This window comes from Citrobacter sp. RHBSTW-00029 (assembly GCF_014104295.1).
Taxonomy (GTDB): domain Bacteria; phylum Pseudomonadota; class Gammaproteobacteria; order Enterobacterales; family Enterobacteriaceae; genus Citrobacter; species Citrobacter youngae.
In genome coordinates, this window is record NZ_JABXRT010000001.1 from 769,735 (window position 1) to 792,831 (window position 23,097).

Genomic DNA, 23,097 nt, shown 5'->3' on the forward strand with positions numbered 1-23,097 from the left:
CATTTTAGTAGAAACCGTGACGCGTTTAACTACTGAATGCGAGTTGTTGCGCAATGTTCTCCATTTGCCTGCTTTTTCAGCGATTGAATTCTATGAGTTAATTTTGCCGTTGACACACGCGAAGGGAATTCATATGATGCCGCCCGTCAACTCGACAAGCTTTACGTGACGGGGCTATAGCTCAGCTGGGAGAGCGCTTGCATGGCATGCAAGAGGTCAGCGGTTCGATCCCGCTTAGCTCCACCAAATTTAATCCCAATGAATTTGGTACGTAAACGCATCGTGGGGCTATAGCTCAGCTGGGAGAGCGCTTGCATGGCATGCAAGAGGTCAGCGGTTCGATCCCGCTTAGCTCCACCAAAATTGAAACCCTCGCTGAAAAGCGGGGGTTTTTTGCATTTGATTCCTGCCTGCGTTTCTCGTTTATTTGCTTATATTGCTGGATAACAGACATAAAAAAACCGGGGAGAATCTCCCCGGTTTGGTAACGGCTGTATTGATGTCGTCTTACAGCACCAGTGCTGCAATGGAAGCAGACAGTACGCTGACCAGCGTAGAACCGTATACCAGTTTCAGACCAAAGCGGGAAACCACGTTACCTTGCTCTTCGTTCAGGCCTTTAATTGCGCCTGCAATGATACCGATAGAAGAGAAGTTCGCGAAGGAAACCAGGAACACAGAGATAATGCCTTCAGCGCGCGGAGAGAGCGTAGAGGCGATTTTCTGCAGGTCCATCATTGCGACGAATTCGTTGGAAACCAGTTTGGTTGCCATGATACTGCCCACCTGCAGTGCTTCGCTGGACGGCACACCCATCACCCACGCAATCGGGTAGAAGATGTAACCCAGGATGCCCTGGAAGGAGATGCTGTAGCCAAACCAACCGGTCACGGTAGCGAACAGGGCGTTCAGGGCAGCGATCAGCGCGATGAAACCAATCAGCATTGCTGCAACGATAATCGCAACTTTGAAGCCTGCCAGAATGTATTCGCCCAACATCTCGAAGAAGCTCTGACCTTCGTGCAGATTGGACATCTGAATATTTTCTTCGCTGGCATCAACGGTATAAGGGTTGATCAGTGACAGAACGATAAAGGTGCTGAACATGTTCAGAACCAGCGCAGCAACAACGTATTTTGGTTCCAGCATGGTCATGTACGCGCCGACGATAGACATGGAAACGGTAGACATCGCCGTTGCTGCCATGGTGTACATGCGGTTGCGAGACATTTTACCGAGGATATCTTTATAGGCGATAAAGTTCTCGGATTGACCCAGGATCAGGGAGCTGACGGCGTTGAATGATTCCAGCTTGCCCATACCGTTCACTTTGGATAACAGGAAACCAATCGCGCGGATGATAACCGGCAGAACACGGATATGCTGCAAAATACCGATCAGGGCGGAGATAAAGACGATAGGGCACAGCACTTTCAGGAAGAAGAATGCCAGGCCTTTATCGTTCATGCTGCCGAAGACAAAGTTAGTCCCTTCATTAGCGAATCCGAGCAGTTTCTCAAACATCTCGGAGAAGCCTCTTACAAAGCCCAGGCCGACATCAGAGTTCAGGAAGAACCATGCCAGTAACACTTCGATAACAAGCAATTGAATAACATAACGAATGCGGATTTTTTTACGGTCACTGCTTACCAGCAGTGCGAGTACCGCAACCACGGCAAGGGCCAGGACAAAGTGAAGAACGCGGTCCATATTTGCTCCAAATTTGAGGCAGATTTAGTTTTCGTGCACATTCTATGTAACAACAGTAAAGAAAACGAGATCAAACACACACTATAATAAGGACCTGTGACGAGATTCAAAATTAGTGATCGGTGATACACTTCTGTTATGTTTAGTATGGAAGTGAAAAGTTATGTCACTGTGCTAATCTCATAACAATAATCAAACATCTTACTGGCATTTCTAAATTTCTTACCGTTCCATAGACAAACGCTATCAGAGAAATCAACTTCACCCATTAAAATGAATTTGATAATCATTCTCAATAGGCGTAGCTTGAAACATAGCAAAGGCTATGTTTCTGAGGCACTAAAATGACTAACGATCGCGTTGAGAGTAGCAGTGGACGGGCAGCGCGCAAGTTGAAGCTCGCATTAATGGGACCTGCGTTCATCGCGGCGATCGGCTATATCGATCCTGGTAACTTTGCTACCAATATCCAGGCAGGGGCTAGCTTTGGCTACAAACTGTTGTGGGTTGTGGTCTGGGCAAACCTGATGGCGATGCTGATTCAGGTGCTATCGGCCAAGCTTGGCATTGCCACCGGCAAAAATCTGGCGGAACAGATCCGTGATCATTATCCTCGTCCAGTGGTTTGGTTTTACTGGGTACAGGCCGAAATTATTGCGATGGCGACCGATCTTGCAGAATTTATTGGGGCTGCGATTGGCTTTAAACTCATCCTTGGCGTTTCGCTGCTGCAGGGGGCTGTGCTCACGGGTATTGCGACATTTTTAATTCTGATGCTGCAGCGCCGCGGGCAGAAACCCCTGGAAAAAGTGATCGGCGGTTTGTTGTTGTTCGTGGCTGCGGCATATATTGTCGAGCTGATCTTTTCCCAACCGAACCTTGTGCAGCTGAGCAAAGGGATGGTTATACCGAGCCTGCCTAATTCTGAAGCGGTGTTCCTGGCGGCCGGTGTGCTTGGCGCCACCATCATGCCGCACGTCATTTATCTGCACTCCTCCTTAACCCAGCATTTGCACGGTGGTACGCGCCAGCAGCGTTACGCAGCGACGAAATGGGATGTGGCTATCGCCATGACGATTGCCGGATTTGTCAATCTGGCGATGATGGCGACTGCAGCAGCCGCGTTTCACTTTAGCGGGCATACTGGTATCGCAGACCTGGACCAGGCCTATCTGACGCTTGAACCGCTGTTAAGTCATGCTGCGGCAACCGTGTTTGGTTTAAGTCTGGTGGCGGCAGGGCTTTCCTCTACCGTGGTTGGCACGCTGGCGGGGCAGGTGGTTATGCAAGGGTTTATCCGCTTTCATATCCCGCTCTGGGTGCGCCGTAGCGTCACCATGATGCCGTCATTTATTGTGATTTTAATGGGGCTTGATCCCACCCGGATACTGGTGATGAGTCAGGTATTACTCAGTTTTGGTATCGCTCTGGCGCTGGTACCGCTACTGATTTTTACCAGCAACAGCCAACTGATGGGGGATTTAGTTAATAGCCGTTGGGTAAAACAGGTTGGCTGGGTGATTGTGGTGCTGGTCGTGGCACTGAATATCTGGTTGCTGGTCGGGACCGCGCTCGGATTGTAGCAGGGCTTTCATCCGCTGTGGTTACCCGGTCAAGCCGGGTAACCCTCATGATTATTTTTTATTTAAGTGGCTACGGTAGGTATCAAGTACCACTGCAACGATTATCACGGCTCCTGTTATAAAACGTTTTGTCGGTTCGCTTGCGCCAACTTGCGCCAGTCCCGCAGCCAGAACGGAAATGATCAACGCGCCAAGAAACGTACAGATAATAGAGCCACGTCCTCCCATCAGGCTTGTGCCACCAATCACAACTGCGGCAATCACCTGTAGTTCCATGCCAACGCCGCTATTGGGGTCGGCGGCTTCAAGGCGGGCAACCTGAAACAGCGAGGCCAGACCGGATAATCCCCCCATCAAGGCAAAGACTGCAATCTTATAGGGACCTGGATTTATACCTGATAATCGAACGGCTTCTTCATTGGTGCCAATACCGATCAAATGGCGACCAAATACGGTTCGCGTCAGCACCAGATGCCCGGCAACAATGACAACGATCGCGATAATAAAAGAAGGGGAGACGCCAAAGAGAATGGGGTCGGCTAAATAATCATAAATAGAACCGAGATACGCGGTCCGCGAGTCAGTTAACTGATACGCTGCTCCGCGGGCCATTTCCAGAACACCCAGTGAGACGATAAACGCCGGAATACGCCAGGCAACGGTAATCAGACCCGTTAGTGCCCCAACGAATGTTGCGAGTGCTACGCCTGAAAGCGCGGCCAGCCAGGGCGTCCAATGAAAATTTAAATAGGTGACGCTGACGACTGCAGCAGCAAGCGCCAGCAACGATCCAACGGAAAGGTCGATGCCGGCAATGATTAAGATAAATGTCATCCCCACCGACATGACGATTAAATCGGGGATCTGATTTGCAATAGTGCTGAAAGTGTTCATGCTCCAGAAATGAGAACTGAGGCATGAAAATAGGACGATCATGGCGGCTAACGCCCCGAGCAGCCCGATATAGCTACTTAGGCCTTTCCATGACGTCGGTGTATTTCTTTTCTCTGCTGCCGCTTGTTTTGTCGCAAAATTGTTTTTCATTTTTTATCCCCGGCTACTCGCTGACAGTCTCTTCTGAATGCTGATAGGCCGAAAATGCAGCCGCTAAAATGCGATCCTGGCTCCAGTTATCACGTGTAAATGTGTTCACTAACTTGCCATCGGAAATGACCGCAATACGATCGCAAACCAGCATCAGTTCGCGTAGGTCACTGGAAACGACAACAACACCTTTTCCCTTAGCCGTTAACGTATTCAGCAATTGATAAATATCTTGCTTGGCACCCACATCAATACCGCGAGTCGGCTCATCAAATAAGACGACTTCACAGTCTCGTTCCAGCCACCGGCTAATGAGAACTTTCTGCTGATTACCACCTGACAGGCTTTCCACGGCCTGTGAAGTGTTCGTTGTACGAACGCCTAAGCTTTTAATGTGTTTATTCGCTAATGTGGTTTCACTCAATGTGTTAACGACCGACAAATGGCTAATTTTGTCGCTGTTACCCAACGAGATATTTGCGGCAACCGACTGTGGTAACAGAAGCCCTTCACCTTTACGATCCTCCGTGACTAATGCAATACCATGTCGGATAGCCTGTGCAGGCGAACGGATCACCACCGGTTTAAGTGGCGTACCAATCAGTAATGTGCCACTGTCTATTTTGTCTGCGCCAAAAATAGCGCGTAGCAGCTCTGTCCTGCCAGAGCCGACAAGGCCACTAATGCCGAGCACTTCGCCACTGTGCAAGGTAAACGACGTGTCCCGAATGATTTTCCCACGCTTAAAATTTTCCACTTTCAGAATGGGTTGACCTGCCTGGCGTCCACTTAAATCAAATGAACTTTCTAAATCGCGGCCGACCATCAACGAAACAAGTTGATCGCGGGTATAGCGTTTAATATCGTCCACGCAAACCAAATGACCATCACGTAGCACCGCGATGTCATCAGCAATCATCGCAAGCTCATCCAGTCGGTGAGAAATATAAATTATTGAAACGCCCCGGGCTTTGAAGAGCGCTATTTGTTTAAACAGCAGTTCGACCTCACGGCTACTGAGCATGGCTGTCGGTTCATCCAGAATCAGTACCCGGCTTTCACCAATCAGGTTTCTGGCGATTTCGATCATCTGTTGGTGACCAATACCCAATTCGCCCACCAGCGTAGTTGGATCGACCGATTGCAGCCCAACCATTGCCATCACCGGACGGGCCATTTCTGCTAGCTTTTTTCGATCGATCCAGCCGAATCGATGCGGAAGTTGTTCGAGAAATAAGTTTTCTGCAACCGACAACGTAGGCAGTAAATTGAGTTCTTGCATAACCATGCGAATACCCAGCTTTTCCGCCTCTTTTCGGTTCGCAGGTGCGTAAGGCTGCCCCTGATAAACCATTTTTCCGGTCGTTGCGTTGGTTAACCCGCCAATAATTTTTGATAACGTACTTTTCCCGGCACCGTTTTCTCCCGTCAGGGCCAGTACTTTTCCTGGATATAATGCTAGCGTTACATCCACCAGAACAGGTTCACTGTAGGTTTTACCTACCCCCTGTATTGAGAGGATTTCTTGCCCACTTTTCATATTCTGGCCTTATCCGGTAAGCCGCTCTGATACTCAATTGATGGCAGTACCACAGCGGCGCACTGTTTTCCGCTTATTGTTTGACGATCAGTTTTATTGGTGTTTCTACGTTGCTAGAGAGCTCATTCTGTTTTTTGCCATTTTTTAAGGCATCAAGGGCGGCATCAATACCAAATACAGCTTGTTGAGAGGCAAATTGGTCCGCAGTTGCTAAAACACGACCGTCATTTAACATGGGCTTAATCGCTTCGATATTGTCATAGCCGACAACCAGAACCTGTCCTTTTTTCCCGGCAGAGCGGATGGCAGAAACGGCACCTAATGCCATATTATCGTTATCGGCTAACAGTGCTTTGATATCAGGATACTCACTTAACATTGCCGCCGCGACCGCATTGGCGTTGTTAATTTCCCATTGGCCAGATTGCACAGAAACGACTTTCATTCCGCCCTGCGCCATTGCATTTTGGAAGCCCAGAGTACGTTGCTGAGAGTTGCTGGAGGTAGGGATGCCTTCAATAATACCAACCTGATCGCCTGCCTTAAGATGCTTCGCTAAATAATCGCCAATTTCTTTTGCACCTTTTTGGTTATCCGGGCCAACAAAAGGAATATTCAGGTTTTTATCTTTAAGCACACTGTCATCAAATTTGTTATCAATGTTGATGACAATAATACCTGCATCAATTGCTTTCTTAATGACCGGTACAAGGGCTTTCGAGTCTGATGGCGCAATGATAATCGCGTCGGCTTTCGAGACAATCATTTGTTCAACGATCTGGATTTGATTTGCCGTATCCGTTTCGTTTTTGATGCCGTTAGAAATCAAATCAAACTTGTCGGCATTTTTTTTCTGATACTCTTTTGCTCCGGTTTCCATGGTCAGGAAAAACTCATTTGCCAGTGACTTCATCACCAGCGCGACTTTAGGTTTATGCGTCTGAGTATCGGCGGCAAAAGCGGGGACGGTGAAAGTGGCGGAAAGCGCTAAACCGACTGTGGCACCGATAACACGATAAAACATTTTATTTTTCATGAAATTATCCTATAGGTGTAGGGGCTGAATGATGCTCTAAACAGCTACTGCATACGATGATAAACGAGTGAATTGTTGGGCATATTTGATGCACCTTTACGTTCAACTTTCAACGAGGCAAACGCAGAAGCGTACTGCGCTGCATTGATGAGTCCTTTACCGTTTGCAATGCATGCAGCCAGTGCCCCGGTAAAGGCATCGCCTGCTCCACTGGTATCGACGACGGCTGATTTATAGGCAGGAATATGAGTGAAAACTGTGCCATCAAAGATCAGACAACCGTCGCTACCTAACGTGATAATGACGCATTTTGCGCCTTGCACATAAATGCTCCTGGCGGCATTTTTGGCCGAATAGATATCAACAATGTTGATACCAGATAACGCTTCAGCTTCAATTTTGTTCGGCGTAATAATGTCAATTAAATGCAATATTTCTTTGATCTCTGAAACATAAGGTGCCGGATTCAGGACAACCAGCGATTTTCCGAGTTTTGCCTGCATGATAGCGAAACGTGTGATCGGAAAATTATTCTCCAGCTGAGTTAAAAAAACTTTGCAATTACGAATGGTATCAATATCCAATAGAATATCTTCCTGGGTAAATGTTTCATTGGCCCCAAGATCGATACTGATCATATTGTCACCTGTGGCACCTGAAACCCATACCATTGCAATGCCCGTGGATGACATTTCATTTTCAAAAAAAGAAAAAGAAGAAATTTCAGTATTGGTTAAATATCTTTTGGCTTTTTTTGAAAACTCATCGGCTCCTAACTTAACGGTAAGATGAACATTATTATTGATTTTAGCTGCGGCAACTGCCTGGTTTGTGCCTTTGCCTCCGGCATAAAAACGGGTTGCAGACGCTCGGATAGTCTGGCCAATCTGAGGAAATGTCGTCGTTTCAGAAACAATATCTATATTAAATGAACCAAGTATGTAAATGCTATCATCAATATAGCTATTTTGCTTGGCATGAGCAGAAACCGATGTAATTTCTTTGTGGTTTTTGAACCCATTCAATATGGTGTTGGTGAAAGACTGCTCAAATAATGATTCATCAGATGCGCTTTTTATTTGTGCACCGCCATGAAATAATGAGAAAAGACTATTCTGACTTAATTCATTTAAGTCATTACGGATCGTGCGAGTTGTGACAGATAATTCCTTTGCTAATTCGCTAACATAAACCTTCTTATCGGTTACTAGCTTAACCCGAATGGCCTTTTGTCTTTCTTGTTTTTTCATTAGCGCTCACCCCAGGTTTTATAATATTAAATTAATGTTAATATTTATCGCGCAAAGTTCAAAAAAAACACGATAAATCGGAATTTTTTTTTCCGATTTTGCGAATTTGTGAAATGAACAGGAAATTTACGGGAAAACAGGGGGGAGCGGATGTGACTGCTCGTCATCTGGCGATTGGCGAAGCGTGATGCAAAAAGGGCCTGGGTATAGACACAGGCCTTGGGTAACTCGATGATTTTTGTGAGCAGTACTCCCCGCATGATGGGGATTTGTTACATTAATGGCTGTGTCCGTGGCCATGTCCACGCCCGCGATGGTCATCGCGATCGTTCCAGCCTTCACGATAGCCACGCTCATAAGCTTTGCGCTTATCCCAGCCGCGATGATAGCCGTTGTCATGACGCCACCAACGATTTTTACGCCATTCATAATTATGGTGCCAGTAATCCCGGTCACGCCAGCGCCCACCGTCCCAGTAGTTGCCGTAGTTATCGCGATCGCCAATTTGTAATTTAATCGACGGCAGCAGGGTGATTTCGCCAGCGTTTGCGGCCAGCGGTGCAAAAGCCAATAACACTGCCGCCAGAATCAGTGACCTGAACATTCTTTCTCTCCTTCACGATCGAGCCGTAGCCGGCCTGTTAACGCAATATTACGGGGCAGTAAAGCCCCGTTTCATCGCCTTAACTCTTAAATCGTCAGAGAGCGCACTTTTTGTTAATAAATGTGTCTTTATTTCCATCAACCCAGGATGGCGTCGATCTCCGCACACTCTTCGGGAGATAAATGACGGTTTGCCAGCATGCCAACGGCATCTTCAATTTGCGCAGGTTTGCTGGCACCAATCAGTACTGACGTCACCTTATCATCGCGGAGAACCCAGGCTAACGCCATTTGGGACAGTTTTTGTCCCCGGCGCTCGGCCAGCGCATTAAGAGCACGGACTTTTTCCAGTTTTTGTGGGGTGATCTGGTCTGGGTTGAGAAAACGACTGGCGCTCGCTGCCCGGGAATCCGCCGGAATACCGTTCAGATAGCGGTCAGTTAATTGCCCGCCAGCCAGCGGGGAAAAGGCGATACTGCCCACACCTTTCTCCTGTAAGAGTGATAGCAGTCCCCTCTCAACCTCGCGCTCAAACATGGAATATTTCGGCTGGTGGATGAGACATGGCGTCCCTAAATCATCGAGTATTTCGATCGCCTGTCTGGCGAGATCAGTCGGATAGTTAGAGAGTCCTACGTACAACGCTTTCCCCTGACGCACAATATGATCCAGCGCGTTCATGGTTTCTCTGAGCGGAGTTTGGGGATCAGGGCGGTGATGATAGAAGATATCAACATACTCCAGTCCCATACGTTTCAGGCTTTGATCGAGGCTGGCAATCAGGTACTTGCGCGATCCCCAATCACCGTAAGGACCTTCCCACATGGTATAGCCCGCTTTGGTCGAGATTATCAGTTCATCCCGGTACGATAAAAAATCTTCCTGCAGGATGCGGCCGAAGTTTCGTTCAGCAGAACCCGGCGGCGGGCCGTAATTATTCGCCAGATCAAAATGGCTGATCCCCAGATCGAAGGCGCGCTGTAATAAGGTCCGGCTGTTTTCGACCTGAGTGGTATCACCAAAATTGTGCCACAAACCCAGAGAGACAATCGGCAGTTTGAGCCCGCTCTGACCGCAGCGGCGGTATTCCATTGTGTGATAGCGATTTTCGTTAGCCTGATAAACCATGTCGCCTCCTTCCAGAACATATGTGTCTTTCAGTGTATACGGTTACACAATCGATTCTTCAAGGAAATTTAAATCGCCAAAACTGTACATCCTGCTTTCCACCTCCTTCGCAGCGACATTCCTGGACAGTCATCGCAGTTCTTCGATACTCAACATGAGGTTACCGTCAGAAGGATAGCTGTCATGCAAACCCCGTATTCCGTTGCTGATTATCTGCTGGACAGGCTGGCAGGCTGTGGCATTGACCATCTGTTTGGTGTGCCGGGCGATTACAATTTACAGTTTCTTGACCACGTCATTGAGCACTCAAGCGTGCGTTGGGTCGGGTGTGCGAATGAATTGAATGCGGCGTATGCCGCGGATGGCTATGCCCGGGTAGTCGGAGCGGGAGCGCTGCTTACCACTTTTGGTGTGGGCGAGTTAAGCGCAATTAATGGTATTGCAGGAAGTTACGCGGAATACGTTCCTGTCCTGCATATTGTCGGGGCCCCATGTCGCAGCGCTCAGCGTCGTGGCGAGTTAATGCATCACACTCTCGGCGACGGTGACTTTCAGCATTTCTACCGTATGCAACAGTCAGTGACGGTCGCCAGTGCAGTGCTGGATGAACAAAATGCCTGCTATGAAATTGACCGCGTGTTGCAAGCGATGTTAACCGAAAGACGACCGGGTTACCTGATGCTACCTGCTGATGTTGCGAAACAACCTGCTACACCACCGAGTGACATACTCATTGTTCCCTTGAGCGAGCCGGAAAGTAGTGTAGCTGCTGCGTTTCGCTATCATGCACGTGAGCAGTTGCTGGACAGTTCACGCGTGTCGCTATTAGCCGATTTTCTCGCGCTACGATTTGGCTTGCAGCCCGTTTTACAACGCTGGATGACGGAAACGCCGATGGCTCATGCCACGCTGTTGATGGGCAAAGGATTGTTTGATGAGCGGCATCCTGCGTTTGTGGGCACATACAGTGCGGGGGCCAGCAGTGATTATGTGCGTAAGGCGATAGAAGATGCTGATACGATTATTTGCGTCGGTACCCGGTTTGTTGACACGCTGACCGCCGGGTTTACGCAAAACTTACCTCGCGAGCGCACTATTGAGGTTCAACCCCATGCGTCGCGGGTTGGGGGAAGCTGGTTTAACATCCCGATGGAACAGGCGGTTACTACGCTACGGGAACTGTGCCTGGAAATGTCGTTTTCGCTTCCGCCTGAACGTCCTTGTGCCGGGCGTCTGCAGGTTGAGAAAGGCCCTCTGACGCAGGAAAATTTCTGGCATACGGTGCAACAGTATCTGGCCCCCGACGACATTATCCTTGTCGATCAGGGGACCGCAGCATTTGGCGCAGCTGCGCTGTCACTTCCTGCCGGGGCGGAGGTTCTGGTCCAGCCGCTATGGGGGTCAATCGGTTACGCTTTGCCTGCTGCATTTGGGGCGCAAACAGCCTTCCCGCACCGTAGGGTGATCCTGATTATTGGCGATGGTGCGGCACAGCTCACCATTCAGGAATTGGGAACCATGCTTAGAGACGGGCAAACTCCTGTTATTTTACTGCTCAATAATGACGGTTATACCGTGGAACGTGCTATTCATGGTGCGAACCAGCGATACAATGATATAGCCGGATGGAGCTGGACGCTGGTGCCACAGGCGCTAAGTCGTGAATGTCAGGCGGAATGCTGGCGCGTGAAGCAGGCTGTCCAACTGGAAGAGGTTCTGGCTCGTCTGGCAAAACCGCAACGCCTCTCGTTGATAGAAGTGGTGTTGCCGAAGGCTGACCTTCCAGAACTCTTGCGCACGGTGACCCGTGCGCTGGAATCCCGCAACGGGGGATAGCTACTTATCGGGGTGGTCAGCAATCATCATTGGTTTTCCGGCTAAGAGCAGCCAGGCCGGAAGCATAACGATGCACAACAGCGGTAGTAGGGTGGTGTCCGGCACCACCACTGCCGCCATAAACAGGCTCAGCCATGCATCACGAGTGACGACCAGTACCAATCCCAGAATGGCGCAGGAGACCGTAATCGCGGCAGGAACGGCTTCGACATGGGCGTGCAGCATCAGCCCCAGCGCGACGCCAACGAATACCGCAGGGAAAATCCGCCCACCGCGAAAACCACTCGCTGCAGCCACAACCAGTGCAGCCAGCTTTATCACCGCCAGCATGAAATAGTCCGAGGCTCCCAGTGTCTGGCTAAATGCCATTTGCTGCATCTCATCCAGGCCCTTAAACAGGGTTAGTGGTCCTCCGATAACACCCAGAATACCGAGGATAAAGCCTCCAACGCCTAGGATCAGCACCGGGTATTTCAGGCGATGTATCAGATGGTGCAAACGAGGCAGGCACCACACGGCCACCATCCCCGCCGCGATAGCAATGGCAGCAACGACCGCGCCGCTGAAGATATCGACCAGATGCATCTGCGTATAGTGCGCGATAGGCAATGAAAAGTGGGGATGAAAGAACAGGCTGGTGGTGAGTGAACCTGCCGCGGCGGCCATTAACGGTGCGAACAGACGATCCCATAGGGGGACATCATTGGAGCTGTTCAGCGTTTGCGAAAAGACCAGCGCAGCGGCAACCGGGGTACCAAATAGCGCCCCGATGGTGCCAGCAGAGGCGAGGATGGTCCAGTCCAGCTTTGCAATTCGCGGAAACATGCGGCTACCAATCGCCACTGCCAGCGCAATGTTAACGGTCATGATGGGGTGCTCTGGACCCAAACTGACGCCACCCGCGAGGCCAATTATCAGGGCGGCCAGCAGTCCGGGCAATGCAGACGTCGAAACGGGCATACCAATTAAGGGTTCGCAGGCTGGGTCAGGGCCAGCATGACCATGACTGTAGCGGATGATGAGCCCGACCATGACCCCGGTAAGCGTCAGCATAGTAATAATCCAGAATGGAGAATCCTGGGCAATACCGATGCTTATGGGCAGACGTTCCCACAAAAATTGCTGTAAAACGGAAGCCACTTTCATTACAGCAATCAGCACCAGGCTGGACGCTACACCAATCAGCAACGCAGGCGTTGATAGCAAGAGCATCGCTCTGGCTCGCGGATGGAGCATTTTCTATTCCTTAATGCAGAGTCATAGACGTAGTTTGCACAGCCTGCCCAACGGCATCGCTGCAAAAGGTGCTGAAACGATAAAGTAATTCTGTGACCTGGATCGATATTCCACGGGCATCAGCCTTCAGGGCGTTGTTGTTATGCCCCCATGAATTTACAGTGTGACAAAGATGTATTCTGACTTTAGCGGAGCCGTGGAAGAATGACAAAATATGCTTTAGTGGGTGATGTTGGCGGCACCAATGCGCGTCTTGCTCTGTGCGATATTGCCAGTGGCGAGATTTCGCAGGCGAAAACCTATTCCGGGCTGGATTACCCAAGCCTTGAAGCCGTTGTGCGCGTGTACCTGGATGAGCATAGCGTTAGCGTCAAAGATGGCTGTATCGCTATTGCCTGTCCAATAACCGGTGACTGGGTGGCCATGACCAACCATACCTGGGCATTTTCTATTGCCGAGATGAAAAAGAATCTGGGCTTTAGCCATCTGGAAATCATCAATGATTTCACAGCCGTATCAATGGCAATCCCAATGCTGAAAAAAGATCATTTGATCCAGTTTGGCGGCGCTGAGCCTGTCGAGGGCAAACCTATTGCGGTCTATGGCGCAGGCACCGGTCTCGGCGTGGCGCATCTGGTTCATGTGGATAAACGCTGGGTGAGCCTGCCAGGCGAGGGGGGGCATGTAGATTTTGCGCCGAACAGCGAGGAAGAAGCGATTATCCTGGAAGTGCTGCGGGCTGAGATTGGTCACGTTTCTGCGGAGCGCGTGCTTTCTGGTCCTGGGCTGGTAAATCTGTATCGTGCGATTGTAAAATCCGACGGACGTTTGCCGGAAAATCTGCAACCGAAAGACATTACGGAACGCGCCCTGGCCGATTCCTGTATTGACTGTCGCCGTGCACTGTCGCTGTTTTGCGTCATCATGGGCCGGTTTGGCGGCGATCTGGCATTAACGCTGGGGACGTTTGGCGGGGTGTACATTGCCGGAGGCATAGTGCCGCGCTTCCTGGAATTCTTTAAAGCGTCGGGTTTTCGCGGTGGTTTTGAGGATAAAGGGCGTTTTAAAGCCTATGTGCAGGATATCCCGGTATATCTGATTGTGCATGATAATCCAGGTCTGCTTGGTTCCGGCGCGCACTTACGCCAGACGCTGGGGCACATTCTGTAAGACTCGTGCCGGAAGGTTGCTCTTAGTTAATTCAGTTTAGCCTGTAGCATGCTCTGTACGCGAAGTGGTCGCGAGTTAATGGTTTAGTTAGCTCGCGACCTGTTATTGTCAGTGAGATGTCGTGCTTGTTGCGTTTTGTATCGGCAGTTTCCCGGCTCTCAGTAGCACCATCTCTTGCTTGCACAGCAGTACGACAGCCTGACGAGCCTTCATTCGACGGGTGGTGAGGGCTTTTTTCACCGTATGGCGATCCGCACCCATTTCCAGCATCTGAAAACACAACTGGGATAGCGCATGTCTGTATTTCATTGAAAATTCACTTTATTACGTTTTATAGCACCGGCAGGAGATCGCCATTTTACACCGATCCGCGCGGTCATGACTAATCGCTCTATAAATGCATTAATTGCCTGAATTCTTTTACTTTGCTCCGGCTAACCGGGATTTCAAATTCCAGATCTTTTAATCGCAAAATATAGGTGTTGTTAAACCACGGTTCGATCTCGCGGATTTTGTTCAGGTTTACGCAGAATGAGCGGTGGCAGCGGAAAAAATGTGAGGTAGGCAGTTTGCTGCAAAATTCGGTGATGTTCATCGGCATGACATACGATTCGCGTCGCGTGTAGACGAAGGTCATCTTTTCATGGGCTTCAGCGTAGTAAATATCGTTGATTGGCGTAACGATGATCCGCTCGTCTTTGATCAGGTTGATCGTATCGTTTTCACGCGTCACCGGGCTGGTAAGAGGGGTTCCTGTTTGCTGCTGCTGCCAGGCCGCCTCCAGTTTTTGCAACATGCCGACAATCCGTGATTCCTGGTACGGTTTCAGAATGTAGTCAAACGCTTCCAGTTCAAAGGCTTCAACAGCGTGTTCTTTCCAGGCAGTAATAAACACAATAAAGGGTTTATGCGCGAACTGACTGATGTTTTGCGCCAGCAGCACACCATCCAGTGACGGAATATTAATATCCAGAAAAATAGCGTCAACGCGGTTGTGCTGCAGGTATTTAAGCACATCCAGACCGTCGTCAAATGTGCCGACAATCTCCATCTGGCTGTGCTCTTTTATCAGCCAACTAAGTTCCTGTTGGGCCAGGAATTCATCTTCAACAATGATGACTTTCACAACTTAACTCCTGGTTAAAGCAATAATGTGGCCGGGGCTGCTGCAGGTGAGTGCTGGTTTGGCACGTAAAAAGCAATCTCTGTGCCAGGCTCAAGACGGCGGATATGTAGCCCTTCGCCGTACAGGAGTTTAACGCGGTGATGCACATTCAACAGGCCAATTTTATTGCCCGGCATTTCATTGGACTCAACGCGTTCAATGACTTTTGGATCGATACCATGACCGGTATCTCTGACGGCAATGCGCACCCGATTACCACATTCCGCCACGCTGATAGTGACCACACCTTTCCCTTTGCAGGGTTGGATCCCATGAACGATGGCATTTTCAACCAATGGCTGAATCAGCAGGCTGGGAATAAAACAGCTGACCTCTTCATCAATATCATAAATAACCGTCAACTTATCGCCAAAACGGGCCTGCTCAATGGCAATGTAATCCTTAATTTGATACAGCTCTTTCTTGATGTCGATCTGCTCATCATCTTTTAATTCAATATTATAGCGAAGATAGCGAGATAAATTAAAAATGAGCTGGCGTGCAGTGTCCGGGTTAAGCCGCACTGACGATGAGATCGCGTTTAACGCATTAAACAGGAAATGGGGATTTATTTTACTTTGTAGTGCCCGCAACTCTGCCTTATTTGCCATTTCACGTAGCTGCTCGGCACGGGAAACCTCAAGCTGAGTTGAGATAATTTGTGACAGGCCGATAGCCATTTCTTGTAATGAGGAGGTGATCTGGTGGGCATGGCAGTAGTAGATTTTCAGCGTACCGGTGACCACACCTTTTTCCCACAACGGTATTACCAGCATGGAGTGTATTTCCGGCGTGCGATGTGCTTCATCATTGTTCTTTATGATGATTTTTCCGTAATTTATCGCCTGCTGGGTGGTAGGGCTAACGAAATCATCGTTATCGCGGTAGTTCAGTTCGCCAACGCCGACATAGGCCAGAACGTGCTGGGTATTGGTGATCGCGACGGCATCTGCATGAATATCATGGCGAATAATCTCGCACACCTGGCGTAGCGACTCGCTATTGACCTGACGAAAAAGCGGCAGGGTTTTGTTAGCGATATCCAGCGCCAGTTTAGCCTGTTTTGCCGCACTGGCTTCTTTCTCTCCTTCCACGCTTTGTACCAGCATGACGATAAAGCCGATACAGACGCTGCCAAGGATCATTGGGATACCGATTTTCGAGACAATATCCAGCCCCAGTTCGGTAGTGGGGGCCCAGGCGACCACCAGAATCATAGTCAATGACTCGCAAAGCATCCCGCCTAAAATACCGGCGCGCCAGTGTTGCGCCTTAGGGATTTTTCGGTTGATCCAACCTGCAATACAGCCAGCAAGGATACTGGTAATAAAACAGGGAAGGGCGGTAACACCTCCAATATCAATCAGATAACGGTGTGTACCCGCGATGAGTCCGGTAATGATACCGACCCATGGGCCGAACAGAATTCCTCCTGACATCACGGCAATAATACGCACGTTCACCAGTGAGCCTTCTACCGGTACACCAGACCAGGTGCTGAACAGTGCAAACATGGAGAAAATGGCAGTAACGGCGAGCAGCTCTTTCACCGAGTGGGCTGACTTGTGCAACAGTTCGCGGAACAGGCGGATACGAATCAGGAAAAACAGACAGAACAGCATCAGCGCTGCCCGATCAAAGACCGCCAGCAGCATATTGAATATTTCGTGCACAGGTGACTCTTGCGAAGGGGTTAAACCTCTATGATAGGTAACCTGAGGCAGGATGACCAGCATCCCTGTCAGCATGGACTAATGAGGAAAAACCACAATATTAAAAGGGGATTGTTGCATGATTGTTGTATTTACAATATCTCGCCAGAGAAGGCGGACCTCAACGTAATGTATTTAACAACAAAATGTTAATAATTGGTGATTTCATAAGGGGTGGATATTCATGAATTTCCTGTTTTAGAAATGTTGTTCCTCTTTTATGCCGATAAAAAATATTTTGCTGTACCTCTCGACAGAAGGAAATTAATCAGGCTATTTTCTAAACGTGCCACCATCGTGGCAGCGTCGCTCGGACGGTCCGGGCGCTAACGTACATCTGAGGATATTATGGCTGATTCCCGCCCTGAACGTCGTTTTACGCGTATTGATCGTCTTCCCCCTTACGTTTTTAACATTACCGCTGAACTGAAGATGGCTGCGCGTCGGCGCGGCGAAGATATTATCGATTTCAGCATGGGGAACCCGGATGGGGCCACGCCTCCTCATATTGTCGAAAAACTGTGTACCGTGGCGCAGCGCCCGGATACCCACGGTTATTCAACATCGCGCGGTATTCCTCGTTTACGTCGGGCGATTTCTCGCTGGTATCAGGAACGCTATGACGTCGAGATCGATCCTGAATCCGAAGCGATTGTAACAATTGGCTCCAAAGAGGGGCTGGCTCACCTGATGTTGGCTACATTGGATCACGGCGACACGGTTCTGGTGCCTAATCCCAGTTACCCCATCCATATTTATGGTGCCGTTATCGCCGGAGCACAGGTGCGTTCCGTGCCGCTGGTGGAAGGGGTCGACTTCTTTAATGAACTGGAGCGCGCGATTCGCGAAAGCTACCCGAAACCGAAGATGATGATCTTAGGCTTCCCGTCCAACCCGACGGCGCAGTGTGTCGAACTGGAGTTTTTCGAAAAGGTCGTCGCACTGGCTAAACGCTACGACGTGCTGGTGGTTCATGACCTGGCCTATGCCGATATTGTCTACGATGGCTGGAAAGCGCCATCGATTATGCAGGTTCCGGGTGCCCGTGATGTTGCCGTTGAATTTTTCACCTTGTCGAAAAGCTATAACATGGCGGGGTGGCGCATTGGCTTTATGGTTGGCAATAAAACGCTGGTAAACGCACTGGCGCGCATTAAGAGCTATCACGATTACGGAACGTTTACACCGCTGCAGGTAGCCGCTATTGCCGCGCTGGAAGGCGATCAGCAGTGCGTACGGGATATCGCTGAGCAATATAAGCGTCGTCGCGATGTGCTGGTCAAAGGGCTGCATGAAGCGGGCTGGATGGTTGAAATGCCAAAAGCGTCGATGTACGTGTGGGCGAAAATTCCAGAGCAATACGCCGCAATGGGGTCGCTTGAATTTGCCAAAAAATTGCTGAATGAGGCGAAGGTTTGTGTTTCGCCGGGGATTGGCTTTGGGGACTATGGTGATACACACGTGCGCTTTGCGTTGATTGAAAACCGTGACCGTACCCGCCAGGCAATTCGCGGCATCAAAGCAATGTTTCGCGCGGATGGTTTGCTGCCTGCCAGTGCGAAATCGACCACGGAAAGTACCGACTGATAACACGATTCCTCAAACGCAAACAGGAGCCAAATGGCTCCTGTTTTTTTGCTGCGTCTTTTTATTTAGATCATCAGGGCGAAAGTACCGGCCCAAACGATGACCATAAAAGAAATGCCCATAAAGAAATATTTCACTTTTCATCTCTCCGCGTACCTGAGGTACGTCTCAATGAACATATGCTTACCTGACAGAGAGCTGATGCGAGTATAAACGAAAGGGAGAATACCCCGCGCTTACTTGGCTGCATCACCTCAGAATTCTGAGCTTTAATGCTCCAGACGGCGCTAATGTACGCCTAAAAATGAGGTGAAACAAGAGGCATTTTTTTATTTAATTTTAGTAACTTACAAGTGTCGTGATTCGGCGACAGTTTAATTTCTGACGGTAATAAATTGCTATTGAGCGACGTGACTGTTACTCAGAAAATTCTCATATCACCTTAAGGTTAATGCGGTTAATTTTTTCGCGGAATTTGATAATGAAAAGGTTAAAAATGACCAGATTAATGATGTTAGCACTTGTTCTTGCGCCATTGACGTCAATGGCGGCTCCACCGCAAGCGTTCAATTTCAGCTGCGCAAGTATTGGTGGTGTGAATAGTGATGGTAAAGGCAATGTATGGATTAATGGCGCAAAAGCGACCATTAAAAGCTTCAATGAAAATTACTGGGAGGCGAAGAGCGGTAAAAATACCGTCTCAATTTCCAGAAAAGATGACGGAAACCCGGAAGTATCCTGGGCTGGCCCAAACCGCAAGCATGGGATTTGTCAGCCTGAGGATAATGTTGATTTCGCTGTGGCGAAAAAATCGACTCATGCTGGCCCATCGTTCTCCTGTTCCGCAGTGGAAAAGGGAAGTATGGAAGAGATTATCTGTCAGAGCCCATCGCTCTCCGCAATGGATCTAAAATTGAACGGGGTCTACAAACAGGCGCTGGCTAAATCGAAAAATGACCCAATGCTAAAAGCAGAGCAACGAGGTTGGATCAAAGGACGTAATGAATGCTGGAAAGAGCAGGATAAGCCCGCCTGCCTTGCCAGAGAATATAGCGGACGAATGACTGAACTCCAGAACAAGTGGGGCGTTAAGTAATTCAGCCGTAGAAAAGAAGAAAGGCCATTCGGCCTTTCTTTTTAGACATATAGCGAGGCTTCACCCATCGGGCGCGTTTTGAAGCGACGGTGGATCCAGAGATACTGCTCGGGGGCGCGCATGATCTCTTTTTCGATAATTTTGTTCATATAGGCCGCGGCCAGGTTTTCATCTTCCGGGTAACCTTCCATTTCTGGCGTGATAAACAGACGGTAGCCGGAGTTATCAGATTTTCTCACCATGGTGACGGTCAGCATTTTCGCCCCCGACAAACGTGACAGCACGTAGGTACCGTTGGTTGTCGCAACATCTTTGACGGCGAAGAATGGCGCAAATGAACTGCCTTTACGGCCATAATCCTGATCGGGCGCAAACCATACGGCTTCCCCTTTTTTCAGTGCGCCGACAATGCCGCGCAGATTATTTCTGCCGATCATGGCTTTGTTCGAGCGCATACGGCCGCGGGTTTGTATCCACTCCATTAATTTGTTGTTGTGCGGGCGGTAGGTTGCCATCATTGGCTGGCAAAGCCCCATCACGCGGCCCCCCAGTTCCAGCGACATAAAATGCACGCCTACTACCATTACGCCACGGTTATGCGCCTGAGCGCGTTGCAGGTTGTCCAGACCTTCAACATCAAACCATTTACGCACCCGGCGATCTGGCCAGAACCAGGCCATACCGGTTTCAAGCAGTGCCATGCCGAGTGAGCGGAAGTTTTCGTCGACCAGTTTGTTCCTTTCTTCTTGCGACAGATTCGGGAAACAGAGTTCGAGATTTTTATGGGCAATGGATTCCCGGCGCTTTAAAAATGGGCGCGCCAGCGTACCTGTACGGGTGCCCAGAAAACATAAAACAGGATAAGGGAGTTGCACCAGTAACCAGAGCACACCGACACCGAACCATGTGAGCCAGTAGCGCGGATGCAAAAACGCGCGCGAAAATTTACATTGGGGGAACATAAGCACCTGTTGTTGGTACGAAAATAATGTATCGCGAAGATTCTTTGTCTACAGCGTTACTCTCTGTCACTGAACAGTTAGGTCACTATGAGCGACAATGGTTCCTGTAAAGAGTGTAAAACTGAGTCAGGACAAACCACGAGGGGTATGAATGATCGGACGCACAATGTACACCCGAAGATTAATGTCATCCAGAAATAATTCCTCAAGTTTCGTAAATGTTTTTTGGTCGATAAAAAGCAAGAATAGACTTATAGATAATATGTTGTTTTTATGACGATTAAATAAAGGTCAATGGAGAATGCCCGGTTCAGAAAATGAACAGTTATTGTAGCGAAAATGTTGCTTGAATTGCGAACGGATAGGAATTGTCTTAGACTATAAACTCAAGGATGTGTAAGGACTTACGTCGATTTTTACGGCAGACAGGAGGTAACGCTATGTTCTATTTTTGGACTTTCCTCGCATTGAGCATTCTGTGCGTTAGTTGCTATATTTGGCAGGTAATGGGCGCTGCCGCGTCAATTAGTTCTTTTTTCGGCATGGCTATCCTTACGGCATTAATTTATTTCTTTACCATACGGTTGACTGACGGAAACGAAATGGTAACGGGACTGTTTCTTTTTCTTGCCCCGACATGCGGATTGATCATTCGCTTTATGGTGGGGGACAATAAGCATTAAATCGCAGGTTCATAACTGAAAACGCAATTGTGTACCACATTGACTGATTTTCTGGCTTCCATCTGAGCAAACTAAAGTGCCAGCATCGCTGGCACTTTTTTCTCTCTAAAGCCGATTACCTGGCATCAGCAAGCTGCAACTCCGTGTCCTGTTGTTGGGCATTTTTTCGTTGTTGTTCGAGTTCCAGCGCCCCGCGGTGAGACAGATAGCAGAACAGAATGCAGCAGACAATCCCGCCCATCAACAGATAGAAACCGCCATGCCATCCCATTTTATCGACCATGACACCAAACAGACTGGTTCCCAGCGATGCACCAAAAATGTAGCTCATAAAACCGCGTAATCCGACCGCCGAACCGACAGCAAAGCTGGGGACGATTTCCATGGTCTGAACAGACGCAAGGAACTGGGGCACATAGATCAGGCACCCGACGATGGCGGCAAAAATAGTGACCATCAGCAGGGATTCACTTTTCCAGTAACCGATCAGGCAGACGAAGATCAGCGCCATACAAATCATGGCCAACGGCATGCGACGACCTTTAAACAGTTTATCGGTCAGCCAGCCCGCCAGCAGTGTGGAAGGAATTGCGGCCCATTCGAAAAACAGGAACGCCACACTCATTTGTTCTTTCGAGAAATGTTTTTCAGTTAACAGATAAATCGGTAACCAACTGATCATGCCAAAACGCACCATATAGACAAAAACATCTACCAATGAAACATACCAGGCATTTTTGTTACGCAGCACGTAGGTGCAAAAAATTTGAAAGGCGCTCATGTTTTCCGGTGCCTGGGTTACGTGCCGGGCATTTAACACGACTTTTTCTTCCGGCATCATCTGTTCCAGAGCAGGCAAGCCTTCTTCGCGCGGTGAGCCTTTGCCCAACATCAGAACAATAAAAGCAAACAGCACCGCGACACAGGCTGGGACAATATAGCTGGCGCTTTGCCAGTGTTCGCTGCCGAGAATGGCAAAAGCGGCGCCAACAATGGGGGCGACAATACCGCCACCGACGTTGTGTGAGATATTCCAGAATGCGCCAACGCGTCCGCGCTCTTTGCGTGGGAACCAGTTGGCGATGGTAATAAACGAGGGACCGACGCCCATCCCCTGGAACAGCCCATTGAAGACGACCAGTGCGGCAAAAATCCAGAATCCGGTGCTGAACCCTAAGCCAACGTTGACAATGGCGCACAGGATCAGGCCGCAAGCCATAAAGACTTTCGGGCTGGCTTTGTCTGCCAGGCTGCTCATGATGCCTTTACTGATCCCATAGGCAATTAGCATACAACTGCTGAGTAAACCAATCTGTGTTGCGCTGAGATCCAGATGTTCTTTCAGGTACGGGGTAGAGAGGGTGAAGTTATTGCGTACAATATAATACGCAAGATAGCCAAGAAATACGCTAAGTAACGCCTGAATGCGGTATCGACCATAAGTCTCCTGAATTTTCTCTTCCGGGACTTTATTTGCCGATGGCCCTGTCTTAAATATTGATAACATATCATCACCTAAATTTATATTGATGTGAATATCAGGATTTTTCGCAGTGAAGAGTGAAATAGATGGCTAAGAAATTCAAATTGAAGAAATGTGTCACTATTGACTCAATTTGCTGAAAGTGGGACTGATTTTGACCTTTTTGAATTATGGTGAGGCCAGAGCTACTATTCTTAATGCATTTTTATCATCAGCATGTGCGGGTATTAACAAATTCAAACGACATTTTCAGGTATTCTTTATCTCTGTTAT

20 protein-coding genes and 2 tRNA genes are annotated in these 23,097 nt (G+C 49.0%); 8 read left to right on the plus strand and 14 right to left on the minus strand.

Annotated features, from left to right (window positions below; translation table 11 throughout):
* Nucleotides 1-170 precede the first annotated feature (170 nt).
* Both HV041_RS03700 and HV041_RS03705 read left to right on the plus strand, forming a co-directional pair.
* Nucleotides 171-246 (plus strand) — tRNA-Ala (locus HV041_RS03700).
* 38 nt (nucleotides 247-284) lie between these two features.
* Nucleotides 285-360: transfer RNA gene (locus tag HV041_RS03705), tRNA-Ala, on the plus strand.
* Nucleotides 361-507: 147 nt separating this feature from the next.
* Here HV041_RS03705 and nupC read toward each other — a convergent pair.
* Complete coding sequence (gene nupC, locus HV041_RS03710) at nucleotides 508-1,710, minus strand: nucleoside permease NupC (protein WP_048210997.1); 1,203 nt, start codon at nucleotides 1,708-1,710, stop codon at nucleotides 508-510.
* A gap of 344 nt (nucleotides 1,711-2,054) precedes the next feature.
* On the opposite strand from nupC, the gene HV041_RS03715 reads away from it, so the two are divergent.
* Nucleotides 2,055-3,293 (plus strand): Nramp family divalent metal transporter, encoded by a 1,239-nt coding sequence (locus HV041_RS03715; RefSeq protein WP_121584867.1) that lies wholly within the window; start codon nucleotides 2,055-2,057, stop codon nucleotides 3,291-3,293.
* 51 nt (nucleotides 3,294-3,344) lie between these two features.
* Here the strand turns inward: HV041_RS03715 and HV041_RS03720 are convergent, their stop codons facing one another.
* From HV041_RS03720 to mgrA, 6 genes are all read right to left on the minus strand, one after another.
* A complete protein-coding gene (locus HV041_RS03720) occupies nucleotides 3,345-4,337 on the minus strand; it encodes an ABC transporter permease (protein ID WP_061068251.1) in 993 nt (330 codons plus the stop codon).
* 13 nt (nucleotides 4,338-4,350) lie between these two features.
* Nucleotides 4,351-5,877, minus strand: coding sequence for a sugar ABC transporter ATP-binding protein (locus HV041_RS03725; RefSeq protein WP_061068250.1), 1,527 nt, complete (start codon nucleotides 5,875-5,877; stop codon nucleotides 4,351-4,353).
* Between the two features lie 73 nt (nucleotides 5,878-5,950).
* Nucleotides 5,951-6,913 carry a sugar ABC transporter substrate-binding protein gene (locus tag HV041_RS03730; RefSeq protein WP_101742351.1) on the minus strand — a complete coding sequence of 321 codons (963 nt, stop codon included), beginning with the start codon at nucleotides 6,911-6,913 and terminating at the stop codon, nucleotides 5,951-5,953.
* Between the two features lie 44 nt (nucleotides 6,914-6,957).
* Nucleotides 6,958-8,163, minus strand: coding sequence for a PfkB family carbohydrate kinase (locus HV041_RS03735; protein WP_121584866.1), 1,206 nt, complete (start codon nucleotides 8,161-8,163; stop codon nucleotides 6,958-6,960).
* 277 nt (nucleotides 8,164-8,440) lie between these two features.
* Complete coding sequence (gene ypeC / locus HV041_RS03740; RefSeq protein WP_121584865.1) at nucleotides 8,441-8,767, minus strand: DUF2502 domain-containing protein YpeC; 327 nt, start codon at nucleotides 8,765-8,767, stop codon at nucleotides 8,441-8,443.
* 137 nt (nucleotides 8,768-8,904) lie between these two features.
* The gene (gene mgrA / locus HV041_RS03745; protein ID WP_048211004.1) at nucleotides 8,905-9,894 is read right to left on the minus strand and encodes an L-glyceraldehyde 3-phosphate reductase; all 990 of its coding nucleotides are present in this window, start codon (nucleotides 9,892-9,894) and stop codon (nucleotides 8,905-8,907) included.
* Between the two features lie 183 nt (nucleotides 9,895-10,077).
* On the opposite strand from mgrA, the gene HV041_RS03750 reads away from it, so the two are divergent.
* Nucleotides 10,078-11,730 (plus strand): thiamine pyrophosphate-binding protein, encoded by a 1,653-nt coding sequence (locus tag HV041_RS03750; protein WP_121584864.1) that lies wholly within the window; start codon nucleotides 10,078-10,080, stop codon nucleotides 11,728-11,730.
* Here the strand turns inward: HV041_RS03750 and HV041_RS03755 are convergent, their stop codons facing one another.
* Nucleotides 11,731-12,966 carry an ion channel protein gene (locus HV041_RS03755; protein ID WP_121584863.1) on the minus strand — a complete coding sequence of 412 codons (1,236 nt, stop codon included), beginning with the start codon at nucleotides 12,964-12,966 and terminating at the stop codon, nucleotides 11,731-11,733.
* Nucleotides 12,967-13,170: 204 nt separating this feature from the next.
* Here HV041_RS03755 and glk point away from each other — a divergent pair, with 204 nt between their 5' ends.
* A complete protein-coding gene (gene glk / locus HV041_RS03760; protein ID WP_048211007.1) occupies nucleotides 13,171-14,136 on the plus strand; it encodes a glucokinase in 966 nt (321 codons plus the stop codon).
* Nucleotides 14,137-14,244: 108 nt separating this feature from the next.
* Here the strand turns inward: glk and HV041_RS03765 are convergent, their stop codons facing one another.
* The 3 genes from HV041_RS03765 to HV041_RS03775 all read right to left on the minus strand — a co-directional run bounded on the left by HV041_RS03765 (nucleotide 14,245) and on the right by HV041_RS03775 (nucleotide 16,974).
* Nucleotides 14,245-14,445, minus strand: coding sequence for a hypothetical protein (locus HV041_RS03765; RefSeq protein ID WP_121584862.1), 201 nt, complete (start codon nucleotides 14,443-14,445; stop codon nucleotides 14,245-14,247).
* 82 nt (nucleotides 14,446-14,527) lie between these two features.
* On the minus strand, nucleotides 14,528-15,262 hold the full coding sequence (gene ypdB / locus HV041_RS03770; protein WP_182294046.1) for a two-component system response regulator YpdB: 735 nt from the start codon (nucleotides 15,260-15,262) through the stop codon (nucleotides 14,528-14,530).
* A gap of 14 nt (nucleotides 15,263-15,276) precedes the next feature.
* Nucleotides 15,277-16,974: a sensor histidine kinase gene (locus HV041_RS03775; RefSeq protein WP_086523807.1), complete on the minus strand. Its 1,698-nt coding sequence runs from the start codon at nucleotides 16,972-16,974 to the stop codon at nucleotides 15,277-15,279.
* Nucleotides 16,975-17,361: 387 nt separating this feature from the next.
* Between HV041_RS03775 and alaC the strand changes: the two genes are divergently transcribed.
* Complete coding sequence (gene alaC / locus HV041_RS03780; RefSeq protein WP_061068244.1) at nucleotides 17,362-18,600, plus strand: alanine transaminase; 1,239 nt, start codon at nucleotides 17,362-17,364, stop codon at nucleotides 18,598-18,600.
* 65 nt (nucleotides 18,601-18,665) lie between these two features.
* Here the strand turns inward: alaC and ypdK are convergent, their stop codons facing one another.
* Nucleotides 18,666-18,737, minus strand: a complete 72-nt coding sequence (ypdK, locus tag HV041_RS03785) for a membrane protein YpdK (RefSeq protein WP_010723117.1) — start codon at nucleotides 18,735-18,737, stop codon at nucleotides 18,666-18,668.
* 344 nt (nucleotides 18,738-19,081) lie between these two features.
* On the opposite strand from ypdK, the gene HV041_RS03790 reads away from it, so the two are divergent.
* The gene (locus tag HV041_RS03790; RefSeq protein ID WP_121584860.1) at nucleotides 19,082-19,696 is read left to right on the plus strand and encodes a lysozyme inhibitor LprI family protein; all 615 of its coding nucleotides are present in this window, start codon (nucleotides 19,082-19,084) and stop codon (nucleotides 19,694-19,696) included.
* Between the two features lie 41 nt (nucleotides 19,697-19,737).
* On the opposite strand, the gene lpxP is transcribed toward HV041_RS03790, so the two are convergent.
* Entirely contained in the window at nucleotides 19,738-20,658 is a 921-nt protein-coding gene (gene lpxP, locus HV041_RS03795) for a kdo(2)-lipid IV(A) palmitoleoyltransferase (protein WP_048211011.1), read from the minus strand.
* A 440-nt stretch (nucleotides 20,659-21,098) separates the two neighbouring features.
* Here lpxP and HV041_RS03800 point away from each other — a divergent pair, with 440 nt between their 5' ends.
* The gene (locus HV041_RS03800) at nucleotides 21,099-21,341 is read left to right on the plus strand and encodes a DUF2545 family protein (RefSeq protein WP_048211012.1); all 243 of its coding nucleotides are present in this window, start codon (nucleotides 21,099-21,101) and stop codon (nucleotides 21,339-21,341) included.
* Between the two features lie 115 nt (nucleotides 21,342-21,456).
* Here HV041_RS03800 and pgtP read toward each other — a convergent pair whose 3' ends face one another.
* Nucleotides 21,457-22,848 (minus strand): phosphoglycerate transporter PgtP, encoded by a 1,392-nt coding sequence (pgtP, locus tag HV041_RS03805; RefSeq protein ID WP_040231431.1) that lies wholly within the window; start codon nucleotides 22,846-22,848, stop codon nucleotides 21,457-21,459.
* Between the last annotated feature and the right edge of the window lie 249 nt (nucleotides 22,849-23,097).